The 23,745-nt window shown below is 65.7% G+C and carries 24 protein-coding genes and 1 tRNA gene; 12 read left to right on the top strand and 13 right to left on the bottom strand.

Annotation, left to right across the window (positions count from 1 at the left end; translation table 11 throughout):
- Positions 1 to 53: 53 nt before the first annotated feature.
- From SI859A1_RS09990 to SI859A1_RS09945, 10 genes are all read left to right on the top strand, one after another.
- The gene (locus SI859A1_RS09990; RefSeq protein WP_009209662.1) at positions 54 to 1,241 is read left to right on the top strand and encodes a cysteine desulfurase family protein; all 1,188 of its coding nucleotides are present in this window, start codon (positions 54 to 56) and stop codon (positions 1,239 to 1,241) included.
- A 133-nt stretch (positions 1,242 to 1,374) separates the two neighbouring features.
- Positions 1,375 to 2,898, top strand: coding sequence for a Fe-S cluster assembly protein SufB (sufB, locus tag SI859A1_RS09985; protein ID WP_009209661.1), 1,524 nt, complete (start codon positions 1,375 to 1,377; stop codon positions 2,896 to 2,898).
- Entirely contained in the window at positions 2,895 to 3,212 is a 318-nt protein-coding gene (locus SI859A1_RS22095; protein ID WP_040325662.1) for an antibiotic biosynthesis monooxygenase family protein, read from the top strand. Before sufB ends, SI859A1_RS22095 begins: the two co-directional genes overlap by 4 nt.
- 14 nt (positions 3,213 to 3,226) lie before the next feature.
- Entirely contained in the window at positions 3,227 to 3,982 is a 756-nt protein-coding gene (sufC, locus tag SI859A1_RS09975) for a Fe-S cluster assembly ATPase SufC (RefSeq protein ID WP_009209660.1), read from the top strand.
- A gap of 2 nt (positions 3,983 to 3,984) precedes the next feature.
- Positions 3,985 to 5,220, top strand: coding sequence for a Fe-S cluster assembly protein SufD (gene sufD, locus SI859A1_RS09970; protein ID WP_009209659.1), 1,236 nt, complete (start codon positions 3,985 to 3,987; stop codon positions 5,218 to 5,220).
- Positions 5,221 to 5,316: 96 nt separating this feature from the next.
- Positions 5,317 to 6,567, top strand: a complete 1,251-nt coding sequence (locus SI859A1_RS09965; protein WP_244400960.1) for a cysteine desulfurase — start codon at positions 5,317 to 5,319, stop codon at positions 6,565 to 6,567.
- A 147-nt stretch (positions 6,568 to 6,714) separates the two neighbouring features.
- A complete protein-coding gene (locus SI859A1_RS09960; RefSeq protein ID WP_009209657.1) occupies positions 6,715 to 7,068 on the top strand; it encodes an SUF system Fe-S cluster assembly protein in 354 nt (117 codons plus the stop codon).
- A gap of 10 nt (positions 7,069 to 7,078) precedes the next feature.
- Entirely contained in the window at positions 7,079 to 7,498 is a 420-nt protein-coding gene (locus tag SI859A1_RS09955) for a VOC family protein (RefSeq protein WP_040325660.1), read from the top strand.
- Between the two features lie 119 nt (positions 7,499 to 7,617).
- Complete coding sequence (gene sufA / locus SI859A1_RS09950) at positions 7,618 to 7,995, top strand: Fe-S cluster assembly scaffold SufA (RefSeq protein WP_009209655.1); 378 nt, start codon at positions 7,618 to 7,620, stop codon at positions 7,993 to 7,995.
- A 28-nt stretch (positions 7,996 to 8,023) separates the two neighbouring features.
- Positions 8,024 to 8,413 carry a TfoX/Sxy family protein gene (locus SI859A1_RS09945; protein WP_009209654.1) on the top strand — a complete coding sequence of 130 codons (390 nt, stop codon included), beginning with the start codon at positions 8,024 to 8,026 and terminating at the stop codon, positions 8,411 to 8,413.
- A gap of 57 nt (positions 8,414 to 8,470) precedes the next feature.
- Here SI859A1_RS09945 and mazG read toward each other — a convergent pair whose 3' ends face one another.
- The 10 genes from mazG to SI859A1_RS21460 form a co-directional block, all read right to left on the bottom strand.
- Positions 8,471 to 9,343 (bottom strand): nucleoside triphosphate pyrophosphohydrolase, encoded by an 873-nt coding sequence (gene mazG, locus SI859A1_RS09940; RefSeq protein ID WP_009209653.1) that lies wholly within the window; start codon positions 9,341 to 9,343, stop codon positions 8,471 to 8,473.
- A 248-nt stretch (positions 9,344 to 9,591) separates the two neighbouring features.
- Positions 9,592 to 10,404, bottom strand: coding sequence for an MBL fold metallo-hydrolase (locus tag SI859A1_RS09935; RefSeq protein ID WP_009209652.1), 813 nt, complete (start codon positions 10,402 to 10,404; stop codon positions 9,592 to 9,594).
- Between the two features lie 15 nt (positions 10,405 to 10,419).
- The gene (locus SI859A1_RS09930) at positions 10,420 to 11,214 is read right to left on the bottom strand and encodes a TatD family hydrolase (protein ID WP_009209651.1); all 795 of its coding nucleotides are present in this window, start codon (positions 11,212 to 11,214) and stop codon (positions 10,420 to 10,422) included.
- Positions 11,214 to 12,761, bottom strand: coding sequence for a methionine--tRNA ligase (metG, locus tag SI859A1_RS09925; protein ID WP_009209650.1), 1,548 nt, complete (start codon positions 12,759 to 12,761; stop codon positions 11,214 to 11,216). The genes SI859A1_RS09930 and metG overlap by 1 nt, the downstream gene beginning before the upstream one ends.
- 107 nt (positions 12,762 to 12,868) lie before the next feature.
- Positions 12,869 to 13,927, bottom strand: a complete 1,059-nt coding sequence (locus SI859A1_RS09920; protein WP_009209649.1) for a DNA polymerase III subunit delta' — start codon at positions 13,925 to 13,927, stop codon at positions 12,869 to 12,871.
- The gene (tmk, locus tag SI859A1_RS09915; protein WP_009209648.1) at positions 13,924 to 14,592 is read right to left on the bottom strand and encodes a dTMP kinase; all 669 of its coding nucleotides are present in this window, start codon (positions 14,590 to 14,592) and stop codon (positions 13,924 to 13,926) included. Before tmk ends, SI859A1_RS09920 begins: the two co-directional genes overlap by 4 nt.
- 34 nt (positions 14,593 to 14,626) lie before the next feature.
- A complete protein-coding gene (locus SI859A1_RS09910; RefSeq protein WP_081451366.1) occupies positions 14,627 to 15,820 on the bottom strand; it encodes a D-alanyl-D-alanine carboxypeptidase family protein in 1,194 nt (397 codons plus the stop codon).
- A 208-nt stretch (positions 15,821 to 16,028) separates the two neighbouring features.
- Positions 16,029 to 17,120, bottom strand: a complete 1,092-nt coding sequence (locus SI859A1_RS22290) for a septal ring lytic transglycosylase RlpA family protein (protein ID WP_009209646.1) — start codon at positions 17,118 to 17,120, stop codon at positions 16,029 to 16,031.
- Positions 17,121 to 17,992: 872 nt separating this feature from the next.
- Positions 17,993 to 18,598, bottom strand: a complete 606-nt coding sequence (locus tag SI859A1_RS20895; protein WP_148233803.1) for a hypothetical protein — start codon at positions 18,596 to 18,598, stop codon at positions 17,993 to 17,995.
- Positions 18,599 to 18,809: 211 nt separating this feature from the next.
- Complete coding sequence (locus SI859A1_RS21460) at positions 18,810 to 19,199, bottom strand: DUF995 domain-containing protein (protein ID WP_148233802.1); 390 nt, start codon at positions 19,197 to 19,199, stop codon at positions 18,810 to 18,812.
- 427 nt (positions 19,200 to 19,626) lie between these two features.
- On the opposite strand from SI859A1_RS21460, the gene SI859A1_RS09895 reads away from it, so the two are divergent.
- Positions 19,627 to 19,716: transfer RNA gene (locus SI859A1_RS09895), tRNA-Ser, on the top strand.
- A 48-nt stretch (positions 19,717 to 19,764) separates the two neighbouring features.
- Positions 19,765 to 20,139, top strand: a complete 375-nt coding sequence (locus SI859A1_RS21765; RefSeq protein ID WP_040325658.1) for a hypothetical protein — start codon at positions 19,765 to 19,767, stop codon at positions 20,137 to 20,139.
- Positions 20,140 to 20,501: 362 nt separating this feature from the next.
- Here SI859A1_RS21765 and SI859A1_RS09885 read toward each other — a convergent pair whose 3' ends face one another.
- The 3 genes from SI859A1_RS09885 to SI859A1_RS09875 all read right to left on the bottom strand — a co-directional run bounded on the left by SI859A1_RS09885 (position 20,502) and on the right by SI859A1_RS09875 (position 23,710).
- Positions 20,502 to 22,115, bottom strand: a complete 1,614-nt coding sequence (locus tag SI859A1_RS09885) for a GMC oxidoreductase (protein ID WP_161600118.1) — start codon at positions 22,113 to 22,115, stop codon at positions 20,502 to 20,504.
- A 252-nt stretch (positions 22,116 to 22,367) separates the two neighbouring features.
- Positions 22,368 to 23,255: an amidohydrolase family protein gene (locus tag SI859A1_RS09880; protein WP_009209640.1), complete on the bottom strand. Its 888-nt coding sequence runs from the start codon at positions 23,253 to 23,255 to the stop codon at positions 22,368 to 22,370.
- A gap of 8 nt (positions 23,256 to 23,263) precedes the next feature.
- Positions 23,264 to 23,710: an RbsD/FucU family protein gene (locus SI859A1_RS09875; RefSeq protein WP_040326445.1), complete on the bottom strand. Its 447-nt coding sequence runs from the start codon at positions 23,708 to 23,710 to the stop codon at positions 23,264 to 23,266.
- Positions 23,711 to 23,745 lie beyond the last annotated feature (35 nt).

Here is a 23,745-nt window from a genome sequence, read left to right as displayed (position 1 = left end):
AAAATTCAAGATTTTTGCGCATCGCGCCCCGGACCGAACCGTTGCGAGAGGCAATGAGCAGAGACGAGCGTCTCTATCTGGATCACAATGCGAGTGCGCCGCTTCTGGCCGAAGCGCGCGCCGCGCTGATCGACTCGCTCGATGCCGCCAACGCTTCGTCCGTTCACAGTGAAGGCCGCGGCGCCAGGAAGCTGGTGGAAAGCGCGCGTGACGAACTGGCGCGGCTGGTCGGCGGCGATGCCGAACAGATCGCCTTCACAAGTGGCGCCAGTGAGGCGGCCACCACCTGCCTGTCGCCGCGCTGGCTCGTGGACGCGCAGGAGACGCGGTTTTCGCGTCTCGCCGTCATTGATACCGATCACCCTTGCGTGCGCGACGGCGGTGCCTTCGCCCCCGCCGACGTGACGCGCCTGCCGGTCGATGCTGACGGCATCGTGGATTGCGTCGCCCTGGCCGCATGGGCCGAGACCCTCGAAGACGGCATGACCGGCCTTCTGGCGCTGACGCTGGCCAATTCCGAGACCGGCGTCCTGCAGCCCTTGGATCGGATCAGGGCGGCGATCGCCGATCGCCCGGTCCGGCTTGTCCTCGATGCCGTCCAGATGATCGGCCGAATCGGGTTCGACTTTGCAGCGACCGGCGCCGATGCGGCCTTCGTCTCCGGCCACAAATTCGGTGCGGCCAAGGGCGTCGGTGCCATGATGTTTCGCGATCCCGCGACGCGGCCCTTCGCGCTCGTGCGCGGCGGCGGGCAGGAGAAGGGGCGCCGTGCTGGAACAGAGGCGGTACCGGCGATCGCCAGCCTCGGCGCGGCGGCCTGTATCGCGCGGGAACGGCTCGAACGTGCGCCCGACGATCTGATGGCATTGCGCCGGCACCTGGAAAACGCGCTTCTGGCGCAGGTGCCGCAGGCAACCCTTCTCGGCGGCCATGCGCCGCGCCTGCCCAACACGGTGGCGATCGCGGCGCCGGGCCTGCGCGCCGAAACCGCCCAGATCGGTCTCGATCTTGCCGGGCTCGCCGTGTCGGCCGGGTCGGCCTGTTCGTCGGGCAAGGTGGGTCGCAGCCATGTGGTCGACGCGATGGTCCGGGGAGGCCTTCAGATTTCTGCCGATGACGGTGCCATCCGCATCAGCTTCGGCTATGACACCGCGACGGCCGATCTCGATCGTTTCGTTCGCGAATATGCCGCCCTGGCGGAGCGCGCCGCACCGGCGGCGAGGGCGCACCGCGCGGCGTGACGACAAGAGTTCGCAGGACATCGGCGACGCCCTAAAAATCAGGGCGCTTCGTTGCTATCTACACCGCGCGGCCGGGCGCTTCGGCGGCGCGCCGACCACCGGACCTTGAATCCGGCGAGTATGGAGAATTGGAATGCCAGCAGTTCAGGAAACCATCGATCAGGTCCGCAAGATCGATGTCGATCAGTACAAATACGGCTTCGAGACGCTCATCGAGATGGATGTGGCGCCCAAGGGGCTCAACGAAGACATCATCCGGCTGATCTCCGCCAAGAAGGACGAGCCCCAGTGGATGCTGGACTGGCGTTTGGAGGCGTTCGAGCGCTGGAAGACGATGGAGAGCCCGTCCTGGGCGCGTCTCGACTATCCCGAGATCGATTTCCAGGACATCCACTATTACGCCGCGCCGAAATCCATGTCCGGCCCGGCCTCGCTGGACGAGGTCGATCCCGAGATCCTGCGCACCTACGAGAAGCTCGGCATTCCGCTTCGCGAGCAGGAAATGCTGGCCGGCGTCGTCAAGCCGGCGGCCGAGCCGACCTATGACGAGGACGGCAACGAGATCGCGCCGCGCGAAAGCCGCGTCGCCGTCGATGCCGTGTTCGATTCGGTCTCCGTCGCCACGACCTTCAAGAAGGAACTCCAGAAGGCCGGCGTGATCTTCATGCCGATCTCCGAGGCGATCCGCGAGCACCCGGAGCTGGTGAAGAAATATCTCGGCTCGGTCGTGCCGGTGTCCGACAATTTCTTCGCCACGATGAACTCCGCGGTCTTCACCGACGGCTCCTTCGTCTACGTGCCGAAGGGCGTTCGCTGCCCGATGGAGCTGTCGACCTATTTCCGGATCAACGAGAAGAACACCGGCCAGTTCGAGCGCACGCTGATCATCGCCGATGAGGGCTCCTACGTCTCTTATCTTGAAGGCTGCACGGCGCCCCAGCGCGACGAGAACCAGCTGCATGCGGCGGTGGTCGAGCTGATCGCGCTGGACGATGCCGAGATCAAGTACTCCACCGTCCAGAACTGGTATCCGGGCGACAAGGACGGCAAGGGCGGAATCTACAATTTCGTCACCAAGCGGGGCGACTGCCGCGGCAAGAACTCGCGCATTTCCTGGACCCAGGTGGAGACCGGTTCGGCGATCACCTGGAAGTACCCGTCCTGCATCCTGCGCGGCGACAATTCCCGCGGCGAGTTCTATTCCATCGCCGTGTCCAACGGTCGCCAGCAGATCGACAGCGGCACCAAGATGCTGCATCTCGGCAAGAACACCTCGAGCCGCATCATCTCCAAGGGCATCTCGGCGGGCAATTCGAACAACACCTATCGCGGCCAGGTCTCGGCCAACCGCAAGGCGACGAATGCTCGCAACTTCACCCAGTGCGACTCGCTGCTGATCGGTAACGACTGCGGCGCCCACACCGTGCCCTATATCGAGGTGAAGAACGCCACCGCGCAGTTCGAGCACGAGGCGACCACCTCGAAGATATCGGACGACCAGCTGTTCTACTGCATGCAGCGCGGCATCCCCGAGGAGGAGGCCGTGGCGCTGATCGTCAACGGCTTCGTCAAGGACGTGATCCAGCAGCTCCCGATGGAGTTCGCCGTCGAGGCGCAGAAGCTGATCGGCATCAGCCTCGAAGGGTCGGTGGGATGATCAAGCGGATCTGGCATGGATACACGACGCCGGAAAACGCCGAAACGTACGAGTCGATCCTTCGCTCTGAGGTGATCAAGGGCATCGAAGGCAAGGCCATTCCCGGGTTCCGCCGCATAGAGGTGTTGCGTCGCCCGCTTGCCGACGAGGTCGAGTTCATCACCATCATGGAGTTCGATTCCATCGACAACGTGAAGGCCTTTGTCGGCGATGACCACGAGCGCAGCTACGTCCCCGACGAGGCGCGGCGCGTCCTGAAGCGGTTCGACGAACGCTCGCAACACTATGAATTGCGCGACACGCGCAGCTACTGATCGCAGGAACTGACATGCTTGAAATCAAGAACCTTCATGCCCGCGTGGCGGACGACGAAACCGAGATCCTGCGCGGCGTCAATCTGACCGTCCAGGACGGCGAGGTCGCGGCGATCATGGGGCCGAACGGCTCCGGCAAGTCGACCTTGTCCTACATCCTCGCCGGTCGCACCGACTACGAGGTCACCGAGGGCGACATTCTCTACAACGGCGAGTCGATCCTCGAGATGGACCCGGCCGAGCGCGCCGCCTCGGGCGTCTTCCTGGCCTTCCAGTATCCGCTGGAGATCCCGGGCGTCGCCACGATGACCTTCCTGAAGACCGCGCTCAACTCGCAGCGCAAGGCGCGCGGCGAGGGCGAGCTGACCACGCCCGACTTCATGCGCCGGGTGAAGGCTGCGGCCGCCGATCTGAAGATCGACGCCGCCATGCTAAAGCGGCCGCTGAATGTCGGCTTCTCGGGCGGTGAGAAGAAGCGCGCCGAGATCCTGCAGATGGCGTTGCTGGAGCCCAAGCTCTGCGTCATGGACGAGACCGATTCCGGCCTCGACATCGACGCGCTGAAGATCGTCGCCGACGGCGTCAACGCACTGCGTTCGCCGGAGCGCTCGTTCCTGGTCATCACCCATTACCAGCGCCTGCTCGACTACATCGTGCCGGACACGGTGCACGTCCTCTACAAGGGCCGCATCATCAAGACCGGCGACAAGAACCTGGCCCTGCAGCTCGAGAACGAGGGCTACGGCCAGCTGATCGACGAGGCAGCCTGATCATGACGGTGCATCAGCTCAAGACCCGAAGCCCGGCCGAGGCAGCGCTGATCGACAGCGCCGAGCTGGCCGGCAACGTCGCGACGGCGGCTTCCGCTATCGACGCCCTGCGCCGTGAGGGCCTGCCCAACCGGCGCACCGAAGCCTGGCACTACACCGATCTGCGCACCCTGATGGGACGCCTGCCGGCGGCCGAGGCGACGGCGAGCGAGGCCCCGGCGCTGCTGGCGCCGCTCCTGCACAACAGCCATGTGGTCGAGATGAGCGACCCGGCTGCGACCACCGCGCCCGAGGGCGTGCAGATCGCGGCGGTGAGCGAGGCGGCGGACTGGAACAAGTCGCCGAACCATCTCGATCGGCCGATCGATACGGTCCGCCTGGTCAATGCCGCCTTCGGCGCACCGGCCGTCGTGGTCAACGTCGCTGCCGGTACGGCGCTGACGTCCGCGATCGAGCTGCGCGCCGGCACCGGCGAGCGCGGCCATGGCTTTGCCCGCTGCACGGTCGGCGAGGGCGCCCGCGCGACCTTCGTCGAGCGCATCGAGGGCAATGCCACCGGCGCTCCTTCGACCGGCGTGTCGCATCTGACCATCGCCGACGGGGCCGAAGTGCTCTGGATCATCGATCAGGCGAAGGGCATGTCGGCGGCCCATCTCGGCCAGCTCAACGTGACCGTCGGCGCCAATGCCGTCTTCAAGCTGTTCGTCCTGAACAGCGGTGGCGCACTGGTGCGCAACGAGGTTCACGTCGAATCCGTTGGCGAGAACAGCGAGATTCGCATCCGCGGCGTGAACCTTCTGACCGAGGGCCAGCATGTCGACGTGACGACGACCCTGCGCCACCAGGTGCCCAACACCACCGCGACGGAGACCTTCCGGAACGTGGTCACCGGCGGCCACGGCGTCTTCCAGGGCATGATCAAGGTCGCCAAGGATGCCCAGAAGACCGACGCGAAGATGGCCTGCAACACGCTGCTCCTGTCGGACCAGGGTGACTTCTCGGCCAAGCCCGAACTGGAGATCTTCGCCGACGACGTGCAGTGCGGACACGGCGCGACGGCGGGCGAGATCAACGCCGATCACCTGTTCTATCTGATGTCGCGCGGCATTCCGGAGAAACCGGCACGGGCGCTGCTCGTGAAGGCCTTCGTCGCCGAGGTCGTGGAAGAGCTGGAAGACGAAGCGGCCGGAGACGCGCTGATGGAGCGCATCGACGCCTGGCTCGCACACGAGCGATAATGCGGTCCTGACGGGCGCGCCGGAGATTTCGGCCGCGCCCGTCTCGCCCCTCGGCCATGCCGAGGCGACCCGCGCGCAAACCGGAGTTCCCGTGCCATGAAGGCTGACGTGATGGCTGCGGCCAGTCCCGCCTACGACATCGACGCCATCCGGCGCGACTTCCCGATCCTGTCGAAGGAAGTCTACGGCAAGCCGCTGGTCTATCTCGACAACGGCGCCTCGGCCCAGAAGCCGCGGGCCATGCTCGACGCGATCCAGAAGGCCTATAGCGAGGACTACGCCAACGTCCATCGCGGCCTGCACTTCCTGTCCAACAAGGCCACCGAGGAATTCGAGGCGGCCCGTGGCAAGGTCTCGGACTTCCTGAACGCCCCGAGCGCCGAGGAGATCGTCTTCACGCGGTCCGCGACCGAGGCGATCAACCTCGTCGCCTATGGCTACGGCATGAACGAGATCGGCGAGGGCGACGAGATCGTCCTGACGATCATGGAGCACCACTCCAACATCGTGCCCTGGCACTTCATCCGCGAGAAGAAGGGCGCCAAGCTGGTCTTCGTACCGGTCGAGGAAGACGGCTCCATCGACGTCGCCGCCTTCGAGCGGGCGATCACGCCGCGCACGAAGATGATCGCCACCACCCACATGTCGAACGTGCTGGGCACCGTCGTCGACGTGAAGGCGGTATGCGCGATGGCCCATGCCAGGGGCATTCCGGTGCTCGTCGACGGCAGCCAGGCCGCCGTGCATCTGCCGGTCGACGTGCAGGATCTCAGCTGCGATTTCTACGTCTTCACCGGACACAAGGTCTATGGCCCGACCGGCATCGGCATTCTCTACGGTAAGCGCGAGATGCTGGAGCGCACCCGGCCCTTCAATGGCGGCGGCGAGATGATCGTCGAGGTGACCGAGGACGCGGTCACCTACAACGCGCCGCCGCACCGCTTCGAGGCGGGCACGCCGCCGATCGTCCAGGCCATCGGCCTCGGTGCGTCGCTGGATTACATGCGCCACATCGGCCGCGAGGCGATCGCGGCGCATGAGGAGACCCTGCGCGACTACGCCCATGAGCGTTTGCGCGCAGTGAACTCCTTGCGCATCTATGGCGAAGCGCCGGGGAAGGGGGCCATCGTCTCCTTCGATCTGGAGGGCATCCACGCCCACGACATTTCCATGGTCATCGACCGTGAGGGCGTCGCCGTGCGCGCCGGCACCCACTGCGCCCAGCCGCTCTTGAAGCGATACGGCGCGACTTCCACATGTCGGGCATCGTTTGGTATGTATAATACGACCGACGAGATCGATCGCCTGGCCGAGGCGCTCGAAAAGGCGCGGCGCTTCTTCGCCTGATCAGGCGCCCGCCAGAGAAGATTTTGAAGGCATGGCCCCGCAGCATCGCGATCACGCGAGACCGGGGCAGGCCGCAAGGATGATCGCATGACCGACCAAGCCGAACAAAAGCCCGTAGCGGACGACACCGCCGCCGCCAACGTCGCCATGGCGTCCGGCGACAACGGCACGCAATCGGCGATCCCGGCCGAGGAGCTCACGCGCCTCACCGACGACATCGTCGGCGCGCTGAAGACCGTCTACGACCCGGAGATCCCGGCCGACATCTACGAGCTCGGCCTGATCTACAAGATCGACATCGACGACGAGCGCAATGTCGACGTCGAGATGACTTTGACCGCGCCGGGTTGCCCGGTCGCCGGCGAGATGCCGATATGGGTCGAGAACGCCGTCAGCTCCGTCGACGGCGTCGGCCAGGTCCGCGTCGACCTCGTCTTCGATCCTCCGTGGACGCCCGAGCGGATGAGCGAAGAGGCGCAGGTCGCCGTCGGCTGGTTCTGACGCGCAACCCATGACGCCGCCGCTGTCGGGATTGCTGGAAACCTGCCTCTATGTCGATGACATGGCGCGGTCGAAGGCGTTCTATCAGGCGGTGCTCGGCATCGAGCCGCTGTTCGAGGAAGAGCGCATCTGCGTCTTCCGCCTGCCCGACGGCACGGTCCTGATCCTGTTCGCACGCGGCTCCACACTGGAACCGGTGGCGACACCGGACGGGACGATCCCGCCGCATGACGGCCGGGGTCCGATCCACTTCGCGCTCGGCATTCCGCCGGGCTCGGTGGATGAATGGCGCGGCCATCTCGAAGCCTGCAGCGTTGCGGTCGAAAGCGAGGTGAAATGGTCGCGGGGCCGGGGCCACAGCCTCTATTTCCGCGATCCCGACGGCCATGCCGCCGAACTCGCCACACGAGAACTCTGGTCGCGGTCCTAAGCGGTGTTGCACGGCCAGCAGCACATATGCCGACGCAGCGTTCGCCTTGTGGCGCCTCGCGAAGCGCCCCATCTTTCTGATAGTGTCTACGTGACAGAATTTCTCGAAAGGAGGCCGCCATGGGCCGCTTCACCGTGATGAGCATGACCGACGCCGCTGCCGAGCGGGTCAAGGCGATCACGTCGAGCAAGGGCGAGGATGCGCTCGGCCTGCGGGTCGGCATCAAGAAGGGCGGCTGCGCAGGGATGGAATACACCATCGACCTCGCAACCGAAGCCAATCCCAACGAGGACATGATCGAGAAGGACGGCGCCAGGGTGCTGGTCGCGCCGGAAGCGGTCCTGTTCCTGCTCGGTACGGAGATGGATTATGAGGAGACCGTCCTGCGGTCCGGCTTCACCTTCCGCAATCCCAACCAGACCTCGGCTTGCGGCTGCGGTGAATCCGTCGAGCTGAAGCAGGCCGATCTGGCGGCGCTTGCCGGCCAGCCGGGATGACCGCCCGTCATCACATCTGAACGGTCCGATGGACGAGGACTTTCTCCGCGAGCTCTTCGCCTCGGTTCCCGGATTTCGCATTCGCCGGATGTTCGGCGAGCAGGGGATCTATGCCGGGGATCGCATCCTCGCCCTGGTCGTCGACGGCGAGCTCTATCTCAAGAGCGATACCGAGACCGACGCCATCTACGAGGCCGAAGGTCTGCGAAACTGGCATTACGCCCGCACCGGCCGAAGCCCGGTGCGGATGCCCTATTATCGGATGCCGGATGCTGCCTTCGACGACCCGGACGAAGCGGAGCGCTGGATCGCGCTAGCGGACGGAGCCTCCCGGCGCGCGGCCCGGACAAAGGGCGCCGCGAAGCCCAAAGGCGAGCCGAAACGGCCGAGATGGGGCACCCAAACTCCGAAGGCCTGATTGCGGCAACCGGGAACGGCGGTATCTGCTCGGGACCTCACAATCGGCCCGATCCCGTCAGGAGACAGCCGGCTGGTTGCGCGTCTTGGCTGCGATCCAGAGCGCTTCCATTTCATCGAGACTGGCGGTTTCCAAGGCGCGGCCCGTCGCAGCAAGCTCCTGTTCGATATGTCGAAACCGCCCGCGGAACTTGCGCACGCAACGCCGCAGCGCGGATTCGGGATCGATCTCGTGATAGCGCGCGAGATTGACCGCACTGAACAGAAGATCGCCGATCTCGCCCTCCAGCGCGTCGCGGTCGCCACTCTCCGCGGCCTCGGCGACTTCGTCGATTTCCTCGACGATCTTGCCAACGATCGGTTCCGGCCGATCCCAGTCGAAGCCGACTTTCGCGGCTTTCTGCTGGATTTTCAGCGCCAGCGTCAGCGCCGGAAAGCCTGACGGAACCCCGTCGAGAAACCCCGATCCGGCCTGGTCCGCAGCCTCTGGCACCGGCGTGTCGGCCGTCAGCGCGACCGTGGCGACAGTTTCGCGCAGCGCCGCGCGCTCGGCCTTTTCCGCGGCCTTGATGCGCTCCCAATGGCCCTTGGCCGAGCCCGCCGAGCGCGCCTCCGCATCGCCGAAAACATGCGGATGCCGGCGGATCATCTTGCGGGTGATGCCGTCCACCACGTCGCCAAAATCGAACAGGCCGGCCTCGGTTGCCAGCTGCGCGTGATAGACGACCTGCAGCAGCAGGTCGCCCAGTTCCTCACGCAGGTCGACCGCGTCGTTGCGTTCGATGGCGTCGGCGACCTCGTAGGCTTCCTCGATCGTGTAGGGCGCGATCGTCGCGAAATCCTGCTCGACATCCCAGGGACAGCCGGTCACCGGATCGCGCAGTGCCGCCATGATCTCGACGAGGCGTGCAACGTCCTTGGATGGCGTCATGGCGAAACTCCGGAACAGTCCTGCGGATCGATCCCGCATAGCGACGAGCGGACGGGAGGGGAAGGGCCAGCGATGGCCGACACGCATCGCGGCATCTCACACGGCCCACAGCCGAGTCCATACCCATCCACCCATACGCCTAAGTTGCATAAGATAGATTATGGAACCGAATAGATAACTGCTGATGGGCGGCAGATATGCCGGACGTTGGACGGCCTCGGTGGGCCAGCGATCCGGTCGCAGCCGGCTCAAGCGTCGAGCGGCCACTCCAGCGTCAGGCCGTCGAAGCCCGGACGCACATGGTCCGGCAGTTCGCGGCAGAGCGTGTCGTAGTCCAGCGGAATATGCATGTGGGTCAGCGTCGCTTCGGGCACGCCGAGACGCGAGATCCAGTCGAGCGCCTGTTCGACAGACAGATGGCTGGGATGCGTCCGGTACTGGAGCGCGTCGATGATGATATGCTGCGCACCGGCAATGGCCTCGATGGCGGCGTCTGGAAAGTCGCTGACATCGCTGCAATAAGCCAGCGGACCGATCCGGTAGCCCAGCGAATGGATCGAGCCGTGCTCCTGGCGAAATGGCGCAAAGCTCAGCTTGCCGCCGGCGCCGTCGACTGAGAATGCCTCGCCGGCGCTGATCTCGACATGCCGCGCCACCGGCGGATAGGCGCTGCCCGCCGGAGTCTCGAAGCAATAGCGAAAGGCTTCCAGCACCCGGGCATGGGTCGAATGGTCGGAATGCACCGGAATCCGGGACTTCTGCGTCAGCATGTAGCCGCGCAGATCGTCCATGCCGTGGATGTGGTCGGCATGCGGATGAGTCAGCACCACGGCATCGAGATGCGCGACCCGGACCATCAGCATCTGCTCGCGAAAATCCGGTCCGCAATCGATGGCGACGACGGTCCGGCCATTCGGTCCGATCCGCTCGATCAGCGCCGACGACCGCAGCCGGCGGTTCTTCGGGTTCGTGGGGTCGCAGGCGCCCCAGTCGCCGTTGATGCGCGGAACGCCCGGCGATGAAGCGCAGCCCAGAATGGTCAGCCGTAGCGTGTCGCTCACCCTCAGCGTCTCCGCCTAAGCCGTTCTCGGATCGGGAACTTTCGAGAACAGCGCGAAGAAATTGTCCGAGGTCTGGCGCGCGATGGTCGCCAGATCGACTCCCTTCGTTTCTGCAAGGACCTCGGCGGTATGGCGAACGTAAGCCGGCTCATTGCGCTTGCCGCGATACGGCGGCGGCGCGAGATACGGCGCGTCGGTCTCCACCAGCAGGCGCTCCATCGGCACGTCGGCGGCGATGGCGCGGATCTCCTCGGACTTCTTGAAGGCCAGGATGCCGGAGAACGACACATGGCCGCCAAGCGCCACGCCGACCTCGGCGAGCCGCGGTCCGGCGGAGAAGCAGTGCAGGATGAAGGGGAAGGCCCCCTTCCCGCTTTCGTCCTCGAGGATGCGGATCATGTCCTCGTCGGCATCGCGCGAATGGATCACCAGCGGCAGCCCGGTCTCGCGTGCCGCCGCGATATGCCGGCGAAACACCGTCTCCTGAATGTCGCGCGGCGCCTTGTCATAGAAATAGTCGAGCCCGGCTTCGCCGATGGCGACGATCCGCTGATCCTGCGACAGACGCACGAGATCGGCGGTGCTGACATCCGGCTCGGCGGCGGCATTGTGCGGATGGGTGCCGACCGAGGCATAGACCTCCGGGTGGTCCCGCGTGATCGCCTTCAAGCTCTCGATCTTCGAGACGAAGGTCGAGATCGTCACGAACAGGCCGACGCCTTCGGCCTTGGCGCGGGCGATCAGGTCCGCGCGATCCTCGGCGAAGTCCGGGAAGTCCAGATGGCAATGGCTGTCGACGAGGAACGGCATCATGATGCGGCGTCTTCCGCGTCGACGAAGCGCGGGAAGATCGGCTGCGGCGCCGGCAGGTCAGCACCCGGGGCCAGGCGGACATCCGGCGTCAGTTCGTTGAACGTCCGGGCGTCCGGGCCGACCCCGAGAATGTCGAGCAGCTTGCCGGCGCTCTCCGGCACGAAGGGCTGCAGCAGGATCGCCACGCGGCGCAGGAATTCGGCGGTGACGAACAGCACCGTCTCCATGCGCGCCGGATCGCTCTTGCGCAGCGCCCAGGGCTCCTGGCCGGCGAAATAGCGATTGGCTTCGCTGACCACGGCGATGATCGCGGCGAGAACGCCGTGCAGTTCCTGCCGGTCGATCATCGTGCGGACCTTGGGCAACAGGTCGTTCGCCGCCGTCAGGATCGCGGTATCGGCCTCGATGAACGCGCCCGGCGTCGGCACCTTGGCGCCGCAATGCTTGCCCACCATCGACAGCGACCGCTGCGCCAGATTGCCGAGATCGTTGGCGAGCTCGGAATTGGTCCGGTTGACGATCGCCTCGTGGGAATAATTGCCGTCCTGGCCGAACGGCACCTCGCGGAGCAGGAAATAGCGCAGCCGATCGAGGCCGTAGACGTCGACCAGGGCGGCCGGATCGATGACGTTGCCGACCGACTTCGACATCTTCTCCCCGCGGTTGAACAGGAAGCCGTGTGCATAGACGCGGCGCGGCACCGGCAGGCCGGCGGACATCAGGAAGGCCGGCCAGTAGACCGTGTGGAAGCGCACGATGTCCTTGCCGATGACATGCAAGTCGGCGGGCCAGTAGGCCGAGCGCTCGCCCTCCTCCGGAAAGCCTGTGGCGGTCAGGTAGTTGGTGAGGGCGTCGACCCACACATACATGACGTGCTTCTCGTCGCCGGGTACGGGAATGCCCCAGTCGAAGGTGGTCCGCGAGATCGACAGGTCGCGCAGGCCCGAGCGCACGAAGGACATCACCTCGTTGCGCCGCTCGGCCGGGCCGATGAAGTCCGGATTGTCCTCGTAAAGCGCCAGCAGCCGGTCCTGGAACTCCGACAGCTTGAAGAAATAGCTTTCCTCGGCCACCCATTCGACGGGCGAGCCCTGCGGCCCGTAGCGCTTGCCGTCCTCGCGCAGCTCGGTCTCGTCTTCGCCGTAATAGGCTTCGTCGCGGACCGAGTACCAGCCCGAATAGGCGTCCTTGTAGACGTCTCCAGCGGCGGCCATCTTGGTCCAGATCGCCTGGCTGGCGGCCACGTGCCGGTCTTCGCTGGTGCGGATGAAATCGTCGTTGGTGCCGCCCAGAAGCGCCGCCATCGCCTCGAACTCGGCCGAGTTCCGCCGGGCGAGCTCGGCCGGACTGATGCCCTGCTCGCGCGCGCTCTGCAGCATCTTGATCCCGTGCTCGTCGGTGCCCGTCAGGAAGAACACGTCGTAGCCGTCCAGCCGCTTGAAGCGCGCCAGGGCGTCGGTCGCGATGAACTCGTAAGCGTGGCCGATATGCGGACGACCGTTCGGATAGGAGATCGCGGTGGTCAGGTAGAAGCGTTCGGCCATGGGGCTGTCGTCAAACTCCGGTACGATAGGCGACGTGATCCCTGCGACATAGTGCATTGGCGCAGGCGGCTCAATCGATCGGCGTCCGAAACCTGCCGCAAGACCGCTCAGGCGGCGCTTGCCGCCCCGCGGCAGCGGTAGAACCGGTCGAAAAGCGTCAGCAGCGCCTGCTTGCGGTCGAGATTGTAGGCCGCAGCCTCGCGCAGCCTTGAGGTCTCGTCCTGCCAGAGCGCCGCGAGCGACGCGGCCCCGGCGCTGTCGCCGCGCGAAAGGCAGGCCTCGCTCGCCTCGGCTGTTGCCGACAGAAGCGCGGTGATCAGAAACTCGTACGCCTGCTCGCGCCCCTTCTGGGTCAGGGCGTCGGCCATGGAATGGATGCTGTTCCAATCGGGCCGGTCTGCTGCAATGAGCGTCTGGAGCGACTGCCGGATCTCGATCCCGCCGTAGGCGATCAGGGAGATCGCCTGCCGTGCGCTGCCTTCGCTGAGCGGCAGGGCGGCGGCAATCTCATCCTTGCCGGCGCTGGGCAGCGCCGCGGCGGTCGCTGCGGCCAGATCATGGTCGCCCAGCGGCTCGAAGCGCAGCGTGCGGCAGCGCGACCGGATGGTCGGCAACAGCCGGCCCGGCGTATGGTTCATGATCAGGAAGACCGAGCGCGCCGGCGGCTCCTCGAGGATTTTCAGAAGCGCGTTGGCGGCGCTGCGGTTCATGTCGTCGGCCGGATCGATGATCGCGATCCGCCAGCTCGTGCGCGAGCCGGTGGCCTGGAAGAAGCGGTTGAGCTTGCGCACGCCCTCGACAGTGATCTGGGTGCGAAAGCCCGTGCCCTTCTCGACCGGCGGCCGGGTCACATGGACGAGACCGGGATAGGTGCCGAGCGCGATCTGGCGCATGGCCGGGTCGGCCGGATCGAACACCGGCGGCTCGGTGCCTTTGGCGTACGCGGGTGAAAGCAGGTGCCGGGCGAAGGCGAAGGCGGTCGTCGCCTTGCCGACCCCGCGCGGGCCCTGAAACAGCCAGGCATGGTGCAGCCGCCCGGCCGCTTCGGCCGACGCCAGTTCGGCGAATTCACGGCGGTGCCCGAAAAGCGTGGGCGTTGCCGCGGGCGGCGGCACGCCGTCGAGATCGTCGTGGCTCGCCGGGATGTCCAGCGCCGCGTCGCTCATCGGATGGCCTGCCCTGCCCCCAGCGACTGGCCGATCGCCTCGAACCGGGCCGCCCCGAGGCGGTCGTCGATGAGGTCCCGGATCTCTGCTGCGACCTTGTCTTCGGCCTGCGTGCCGTCGACGATCACGCAGCGCTCCGGTTCGTCCTCGGCGAGCTTGCGGAAGGCCTGGCGACGGCGTTCGTGCAGCGCTTCGTCCTCCTTCTCGAAACGGTCGGGCGAATGGTCGGCCCGGCGCTGCCGCGCCCGCTCGACGCCGACGCTCGCCGGCACGTCGAGGATGATGGTCAGGTTCGGCAGGAGATCGCCGAGCGCCGCCCGCTCCATCGCGTCGCGATAATCCTGGTCGAGCTCGGAATCGAGGAATTGATAGACCCGGGTGGAATCGTGGAACCGGTCGCACAGGACGATCTTGCCGGCATCCAGTGCCGGCCGGATCAGCGTGTCGACATGGTCGGCGCGGGCAGCGGCGAAGAGCATCGCCTCGACCTCGACGCCCAGCCCCTCGGCGGCGCCCGACAGGATGACGTGCCGCAGCGCGTCCGCGCCGGGCGAGCCACCCGGCTCGCGGGTGGTGACGACGTCGTGGCCCTCGCTGCGCAGATGGCCGGCAAGGCGCGCGATCTGGGTCGTCTTGCCGCTCCCCTCGCCGCCCTCGAATGTCATGAAAAATCGGGTCAATTCGCGTCCGCGTGGATGATCAGAGCGTCCGGAGCCAGCCGACGGCGAGCTCCCTGACCGCGCCGAGCGCGCGGTCGGTGAAGCTTCCGGCGGCCACCGCGCTGGCAGCGTGGAGGTCGCGCGAAAGCACCGGCTCTCCTTCTACCAGAATATCCAGCGAGGCAACGGTCTGGCCTTCGGCGATTGGCGCGATCAGCGGTTCCAGATAGCGGATCTGCAGGCTGACGAGCTCCGGTGCGTCGGCGGGGACCAGCGCCTCGACGGCCTCCGTCGCGGCCAGCGCCACACTCCCGGATTCGCCGCCAAAGACATTCGCCGACCCGACGATCTGGCCGGCCGGAAACAGCGTCTCCGATTCGAACGATTCCCGCGCCCACAGGAGCAGCTTGCGGGCTTCGCTGGCGCGGTCGCCGGCGGTTTCGAGCCCGCTCACCGCCAGAAGCGTATCGCGGCCGCCATGCGAGGTGGCGCCGACCAGGCTGAACCCCGAGGCCTCGGTGTAGCCGGTCTCGATCCCGTCGGCGCCGATCTCCATCGACAGCAGCGGATTGCGATTGCGCTGGAAGATCTTGTTCCACTCGAAGGCCGGCTCGGCATAGATCGCGTAGAGCTCGGGATAGGTGGACCGGAGATGACGCGCCAGCGTGATCAGGTCACGGGCGGTGACATACTGGTCGTCCGCCGGCAGGCCGGTCGGATTGGCGAAGCGCGAATTGATCATGCCGAGCTCGCGGGCCCGGGCGTTCATGCGCTCGGCAAAGGCCGCCTCGGAGCCTTCCATGCCCTCGGCGATGACGATCGCAGCGTCGTTGGCCGACTGGATGATCGCCCCGCGGATCAGCGCCGAGACCGGCACCTGCGACTTCAGCTCGGCGAACATCGTCGAGGTCCGCGACGGTGCGCCGCCGGTGCGCCAGGCATGCTCGCTGACGGGAAATTCCGTGTCGAGGGTGAGCGTCCCGTCCTTGATCGCGGCAAAGACGATTTCCATCGTCATCATCTTGGCGAGAGAGGCCGGGGGGAACGGCGCGTCGGCATTCTTGGCGAACAGGACCGTGCCGGTTTCGCCATCGACGAGCAACGCTTCGCGGGCCGTCGTCTCGATCCGCGGCACGTCCTCATCCTGGGCCAGGACCGAACCGACCGGCCCTGCCAGCGGCAACAGGAGAGAGACGGTGACGAGGAAGGCCTTGAACGGAAATGCGTCTGTCATCGGTGTCCGCTTGCACGTGGCGGCGGCTGGGGACCGCGGGCACTGGAAGATGAGCGAACTTTAGGCCGCGGCGGGACGCTGCTGCAACATGCGCGCCGTCACTTTCCGTCAGACTTGTTTCCGCTTTCGCGGGACAGGATGCGCGCAGAACCTTAACGAGCCGGCAGGGCCGGCATGGCACCGCCTGCCGGGCCGGTCGCGCAACCGATCAGTCGCGAATGACGAAGGCGTCTTCCGCGCCGACCTGCCAGAGCCGACGCAGCACGGCATCGGTGTCGGCACCGGGGGCGACGACCAGCGTCGCGACGCGGCCATTCTTGCCCGGGACTGCGTCCTCGACCAGTTCGCCATGACCGAATGCGACGCTGCGCACCCGCTCGGCCAGGTCGCCAGCGATCGTGCCGACGGCGATCCGCTCCGGCTCCGCGGCGATCGCCGCCGACAGTGCATCACCTGCACCGCCAGCGCTCTGCGCCGGTGCATAGGAGCTGGCGAAAGCGGCAATCCCGTCCAGCGGCAGCAACCGGCGCAGATCGAAGCCTTTACCCGATCCAGCGCCCCTGCCCTCGCCCGCCCGGGCCGCGTCCGGACGCACACCCGGCAGTTCGCGGGCCTCGCCATAGGCGATGGCGTTCGGCTGAACGCCGCGCTGCGGGATCGGCCGATCGTCGGCCGAGGCCACCATGACGGTGTCGCCATACGGATCGGCGCCCTGGGCCGGCACGTAGCTCGCCATCAGCATCTGCGTGTCGTCGCCTTCCAGCGGCGCCCGGCCGATATAGTCGACCTGCACCTCGGCGGTGCCGGCATGCTGGAAGTCGAGCAGCTTCGCCGCCACGGCCGAAAGGTCGATCTCGCGGCCATGGGCGAAGGGTCCGCGGTCGTTGACCCGCACCATGACGCGGCTGCCATTCTCGAGATTGGTGACCATCGCATAGGACGGCAGCGGGAACGTCTTGTGGGCCGCCGACAGGCCGTGCATGTCGTAGACTTCGCCATTCGCGGTCAGGCGGCCGTGGAAGTTCGGGCCGTACCACGACGCCGTGCCGGACTTCGAATAGCCCGGATCGTCCTTGGGATAGTACCACTTGCCGCGCACCTTGTATGGCTTGCCGACCTGCGAGCGGCCGCCGCCCTTGGGCACGCGCTTGGCAGTGGTGATGCGCGGACTGGCCGGAACGCCGAAGGTCCGGGAGTCGAATTTCACGGTGGTGCTGATGTCGGCCAGTTCCTCGACCGGGGACTGCGCCCCCGTGCAGCCGGCCAGAAACATTCCGGACGAAACGATCAGGCCGGTCATCAGCCCGTGTCGTTTCAGTCTCGCAGCGGCAATGCCCATGCTGCGCCCCTTCCATCACTCAATACACATCCGGAAGATCCGCGAGCGGCACTTCCGGCACCTGCGCCCCCATGCAGGCTGGAGCTTACCAAAGACTGAACCCGCCGGGCAAACCAGCGGCCGCCACACACCGGATCCGCCGGCCTTTTCAGGACTTGACTTGGCCGATGGCAGCGCGCAGCCGAAAGGCTCTTCCCGACCCGCCGACTGCGCGCGGCCATGCCTTCCAAACGTGGCGGGACCCCTGCCGCGCCACCGAATAAGGCTTTGAGTCCGAACAGGCTCTGGCACGCGAACACGGCACGATCCGCCAGCATGCCCACAGCCGCGCGAACCTGCCAACCCGAGGCGGGCGCCACATTGCCGCCACGGTTGAACTGCCGATCCCCATGCGACCCGGCCTGTTCACGAATTGTTACATCGCCCTCTTCAACCCGAACGAGGCTCCACACTGTGCCCTTCCTTCGATCCGATCCCGATTCAGGACCGATCTGCGACGGTGCACATGGGCGTGTAGCCTGAAGCCTTGAGACGTAAGTGTTGCAGCACCTGCGCAATCGGATCGATCGTCGCTGAATGGAAGAAGACCGGGCCACCCGCCAAAATCGACCGGGTTGGCACGTCAGGGCCTGTCGATCGTGGCGGTGGCGCCCAGTCTCACTGGCGAACGCATGAATCTGCGAGCCCCGATGCCGAAACACCGGGGCTCCGTGGAGCCTTCGACGAGTTGCGCTACATCCAACGGCGTCCACGAGCTCAAGCCGCGCCTTGCAGGTTCTGTGCGGCCTTGTCCGGCAGCGAAACAACGTGCGGGCGGCAGTTCTTATCTCGCGTCAGCCGTTTGCCTCCACGGATGTACGATCGGATACCGCACCGGCTCGATGGGACTTGTACGTATCCCGCAGGCGCTGCGCCTGAATTGCCGCGCGAGCATACTGTTCCCAGGCGGACCGGACGGCCATCAGGTTCGCGTTGAGCGCCTCGGCAAGACTTTCGAGTTCGTCCAGCTTGGCCGCGCTCTTGCTGAACTTTGCAGCCAGATCGCCATTCACGTCGCCCTTGCGCGCGTTCTCGATCATGCCGGAAAGGGTGCGGCCATTCTCATCGATCTCCGGCAGTATCCGCGTCAGCGACTGCTGGAGGCGAATCCTCTCGGCTTCGGCGGCTTCGAGCGGCGGGCGAAGCTGTTCCATCAGGCGCACTGCATGGCGGCATTCTCTGCCATGCTTGTCCAGATCGTGACCAAGCCCGGCAAAGCCGCCATCGATGCGGCGAGGCAGGCGTACAGTCGGATCCACCGCGCCCTGTGCAGGAGCCGGCGATACGCTGGATCCGGTTGCCAACTTTTCGTTCCGTTCACCGTAATCTCCCGAAAGAGCTTCCGAAAGAAATTTCGCCATTTCAGGGGAGGTATCTTTGACGTCTACTTCGACCGGCATGCTGTACTCCTGCACGTTCCACGGTGTCGTTCCGCGTCGTGGAATATGCACAGGTTTTTTGAAATGGATACGCCAGAGTTTATAAATGGTTAAGTATCAAATTTTCTTTGCTGACCACGGAATGTCAAACTGCAACAAGGCCCGGCCGCCCATGAAGGTGGCCGGGTGGATGTAGTGGCACAGATGCGTGGCTACCGCTTGGAAAGATCGATCAACCGATACGGTAGTAGCCGCCCTCACCCGTCTGGGTGTTGCGGTGATAGAAGCGGTCGCCTTCCCGGAACACGGCGAGCTTCAGATTGACATCGCCCATCAGGATCAGCGTTCCATCAGGGGCGACCGACCAGCGTCCGCTGTTCCCATTGTTCCCTGTCCAGGTCCCATCGGCCTTGTAGGTCTGATAGTGCCCAGATCCGCGCAGGGTCTTGCCAGTGTACATCGAAACAACCTCCGAACGACTGAGCTGAACCCGCTCATTCGATTGCGCGACAGCAGTTGCGCTCCCGGACGCCGATCCGGCGCTTCCTCCCTGCGTGGTGCAGGCTGAGGCACCAAACAACATGATGCCCGCAGCGACGAAACCTGAGAGACGGTAAAGCATATGATGGTCCTTCTACATTCTTCAGAACTGAAGCTGCGCGCCCGCGTTGCGCGTTCGCGATGGTAGCGTAATGAAACGGTTGCGACAATGCTGCTCCGTCAGCGCAATCGGTTTCGGATCTCCTCCGAATGTCCCCGCTACGTCCGTCCATTGTGCTTCGGCTTCTCGACGATGCGGGCCTTGTCGTGCTCGGATCTCTCGTGAGATTCCTCGAATGTTTTACGGGAATCATGGATCGCTTACGGCATCGTTCTCGCCGATTGCGTGTCTGCGCGACTGGCGTGCAGTCGGACACGGCTGTACAGGTTGACCTGGCGATCCGGCAGGCGGTAAAGCCTTGCGGGTGAAGCCGTTCAGCAGCAATTCGGTAGCAAAGGCCCTCCTCGGCCGATCGCAGAAGCCGAATAAGCTTGTGAAATCAATGCACGGATGGGTGGCCGAGCGGTTGAAGGCACCGGTCTTGAAAACCGGCGTGCGGGAGACCGTACCGTGGGTTCGAATCCCACCCCATCCGCCACGTATTTATATAAATCATTGAATCATATATCTGTTCTGGTTTTGCTGAATGCGTTCCCTGCCGCATTCCCTGCCTTTCTCCCGTGCGGAAAAAAGACGCCTGCAAGCTCACCTGCATCGTTGCTGTGGAGCGCAAGGCGCATGGGGCGGCGATTTCCAGAGCGCCAACACCAAGGCCTGGGTCTGGCGCAATTTCGAGCTGGCGCCGCGTTCGATGCACAAGACCACCAACGAGGTCTTCGTCTACATCTCGGAGATCGCGCAATTCCCCAACTCGGTGGTCCCGCTGATCACCGCGAATGCCGACATCACCATCGGCGCGGGGGCCGCGACGCTGCTTGACGCCACCCGGACCCACCTCCTCGACGCGCTTCTGGCCCAGCCGGCCGGCAGTCTCGGCACCGTCACCCGGCGGCGAAGGTAACCCCGCTCGAGGGCGCGCTGGGCTTCGGCTAGGAACTGCTCGCCGATCCGGCGATGTCGGCCGGCTCGCATTCGGTGTTCCTGCCGCTCTATCTCTTGCGGGAGACGCTGGACGCCGGATCCGAAACGCGGATCGCCAGCCTGGTCCAGCAGCAGATGGTCAAGTGGAAGACGGCCAACGACCCGCAGATCCGCAATAGCAATGTGCACCTGCAGGCGACCCTCTTCGCCGATCGCCTCGGACCGAGCATGACGCGCCTGCCCGTGGTCAAGTTCAATGCGCTGAGCATTCCGGTAACCGACACGCCGGCATGGTGGGGCGGGCAGCAGAGACTCTGTCTGTCTCCGGAAGGGCGCGGGCACCTACCTGGATGCAGAACCTCGCGGCAGTTCGCGCGAAGCCCGGATGATGGACGAGCCGCGCGTGGCAAGCATTGCGGTCAGGTGATCGCCCAGTCGCTGGGCGAGCGCGACGGCGGCGAGGGTCGGATTGGCCTGGCCGGATGTCGGGAAGACGGAACTCCCGGCGACGGAGAGATTGGCGATCCCGTGGGCGGTGCAGTCCGTATCGACGACGCCATCCCTCGGCTGGTCCGACATGCGGGTCAGGCCGATCTGGTGATAGCCGTCGCGGGCACCGCGCTTGATGCCGTCCACGCGACGCTCGCTTTCGTCGAGATATCGCAGCCGACCGTAGCCACGAGCCCTCAGCCACTCGTCCAGCAATTCGTGCGCGCGTACGACGGACTGAAAATCCTGGTCGCCATAGCGAAAACTCACCGACAGCCGGTTCACCCCGAAATCGTCCTTGTTCGACGACAGGGTGATCCGGCTGGCGTCGTTCGGCGCATGTTCGGAATGATAATGGAGAAGGTAGATGTCGTCGGGGGTCCTGAGGAAATAATGCGGGTACCGGCTCTGCGGGATCAACTGCCGGCAGGCATAGCGCGCCGCACCGATCATCGCGGGACCCGGTTTGCGAAGGATGTTGGACAGGTGCGCGCTGGCGACGGTCGGATCGATCTGACGTCCCGGCCTGTGGCGGGCGCGCATGCGAAGCCGGCTCATCATGTGCAGTGCCGAGGCGACGCCGTCGCTGTGGGACGCATCCTCCGGCGGCGGGCTCTTCGGCCAGAAAGCGATGTTGAGGAGATCATGCCGACGCTGGGTCTCGTCGGTCGGGCGAAACCGGTGACGGATGAAGGTCTGCCGGCCGGCTTGGCGAAAGAAGAACGCTTCGGCGAGTTGTGAATCCGCGAACTCGATACATGCGATCTCTCCGGCCAGGTGGCCCATGTACCGGCGCCCGAGTGGGCCGCCGTCCCCGCCGAACATTGCTGGGAAGCGGCTCTGCAGGTTGAGAAGCAGCCGGGCGTTCTCGCGCCCCCCGCAGGCGAGCACGAAGCAGCCGGCCCGCACGACGGTTTCCTGCCCGCGCGACCGGATGACGAACGCTTCGACGGCGTTGCCGCCGTCGCGCATTCGCACGTCGACCAATGTGCTGTCGGTGCACACGAGGATGTTGGGCGACAATTTCAGTGTCTCGCGGTGGTAGTGCGCCGTGTTCCTGTCGCGGGTCCAGCTTTCCAGCGAATTGGTCTGGAAGCCGCTCTCACCGGGAGACGGAGCGATGGCGTCGAAGTCGCTGCTGAGGAAACGGCGCGCCGTGTCGTAATAGGGTTGCAGTGTGCCATGGGCGATCGGCCAGCCCGATCCCGCGACATGGCCGCGCCTGGCGAAATCGATATCGTCATACTCGACGCAGCGCCCGCCCCACATGGTCGAGGTGCCACCGAGGATCCGTCGCACTGTCAGGTGCGCTGGCGCATGGATGATGTCGTCGTCGCTGGTAAAGGTCGAAAGACGCTGATGCTCGCGGCTCACCCGCTCCGTGCCGGACTCCAGAACGAGAACCCTGAGACCGGCCGTCGCGCACTGCAATGCGACGGCGAGACCGACGGGCCCTGTGCCCGCCACGCAGATCTCCGCGGTTCTGAAATGCGAAGGAACACCGTGCGAGATCATGGAACGGCCTCGATGCTGCATTGCACGCTGGTCAAGCTGGCACGTTTCGCAACGGAAGAGGAGCGCGTTCACGTTGTACTGTCGCGTTGAATTTCGCGTCGTTGCTGATCAGCGGGCGAAGGACAGTTCGCGCCGGAGAACACATCCTCGGCATCTGAGGGTGCGAAAACGGTTCCCGGCGCCGGGCGTCCCTGCCGAGATCGGTCAGTTATTCGAGTCGGCTAGCCCATAGAACCGGCGGGCATTGCCGCCGAGGATCGCGGCGCGCTCGCTCGCCGACAGAGGGCCAAGCAAGGCGTCTGTGATCTCGACCCAGCGGGCGTGGGACGCCGCAAGGGTCAGCACCGGCCAGTCCGAGCCCCAGACCAGGCGATCCACCCCGAACCAGTCCAACAGCCGCTCGAACACCGGTTGCAGGACGGCCAGAGCCGCTTCCGGCGTGTCGCGCTGGTCAGGCCGCATTTCGGTCAGGAGGCCGGACAGCTTGCAGGCGCAGTCCGTCTCGCTGGCCAGCCGGGCCATCCCCTCGGCCCACAGGGCATGGCGCGGATCGTCCGCCGGCGCGCCGAGCGCCGGCTTGGCGGCGTGGTCGATGATGACCGCCAGATCGGGATGGGCGGCGCAGAAAGTCGCGAGCCGCGACAGATGCACCGGCAACACCAGTGCGTCGAAGCGCAGGCCTGAGCGCTCCAGGGCGGCGAGTGCCGCGGGCGTCGGCGCCACCAGCAGCCAGTCGGGATCGGCAATGTCCTGCAGCATCGGCCGCAGCGATGTCAGCGCCGGCTCCACTGCAAGCGCCGCGATCCGGTCCGCAGCCCCGGCCGAGGCCAGATCGACCCAGCCGACGACACCGGCGATGTCCGCGTTCTGCCGGGCAAGCGCCACCATGAAATCGGTCTCGGCGTCGCTTTCGGCCGCCTGCACCAGGACCACCTGCCCGATCCCGGCCGCTGCCGAAAGCGGGCGCAGATCGGCGGGACCGAAATTGCGCCGGATCGGCGCCAGCGCCGGATCGTCATTGTCCTGCAGCCAGTGATAGTCGCCCCGCGACAGCTCCCAGAAATGGCAATGGGCGTCGATCCGCTCCGACATCGCGCGCCTCAGCTGCCGGAACCCGGCGGGATGACGCCCTTGCGGATGATGAAGTTGCCGTAGAAACGCCGCTCGGCCGTCTGTACGATCGCATAGGCCTCGCGCGCCTGATCGTAGAAATCGAACCGGTCGACGCCGGTCAGGTCCGCGCCTTCGGCCCGAAACAGCGCCTCGCCCTCCTGGATCACCTCCGGCCGGGCCTGGGGATCGCCCACGACATTCATGAAGCGTACGGCGTCGGGCTCGAAATCGTCGACCGGCAGCAGCGACAGGATCGCCTCGACCGCGCGCGGGGCCGAGCAGTCCATGCGCAGCGCGGTCCCGTGCACCGTGTCGCGCGCCACCGATTCGGACGGAAAGTTCGCGTCGGTGATGACGATCTCGTCGCCATGTCCCATCGCGGCAAGGACGCCCAGCAATTCGGCGTTCAGGAGCGGGTCGATCCCCTTCAGCATGCGCATTGGTCCTTCTGGTGAGCGGCCCCGTTCCG

It is taken from the genome of Aurantimonas manganoxydans SI85-9A1 (assembly GCF_000153465.1).
GTDB classification, from domain to species: domain Bacteria; phylum Pseudomonadota; class Alphaproteobacteria; order Rhizobiales; family Rhizobiaceae; genus Aurantimonas; species Aurantimonas manganoxydans.
The sequence above is the reverse complement of the archived record's forward strand: the minus strand, read 5'-3'. Positions and strand labels throughout refer to the sequence as shown.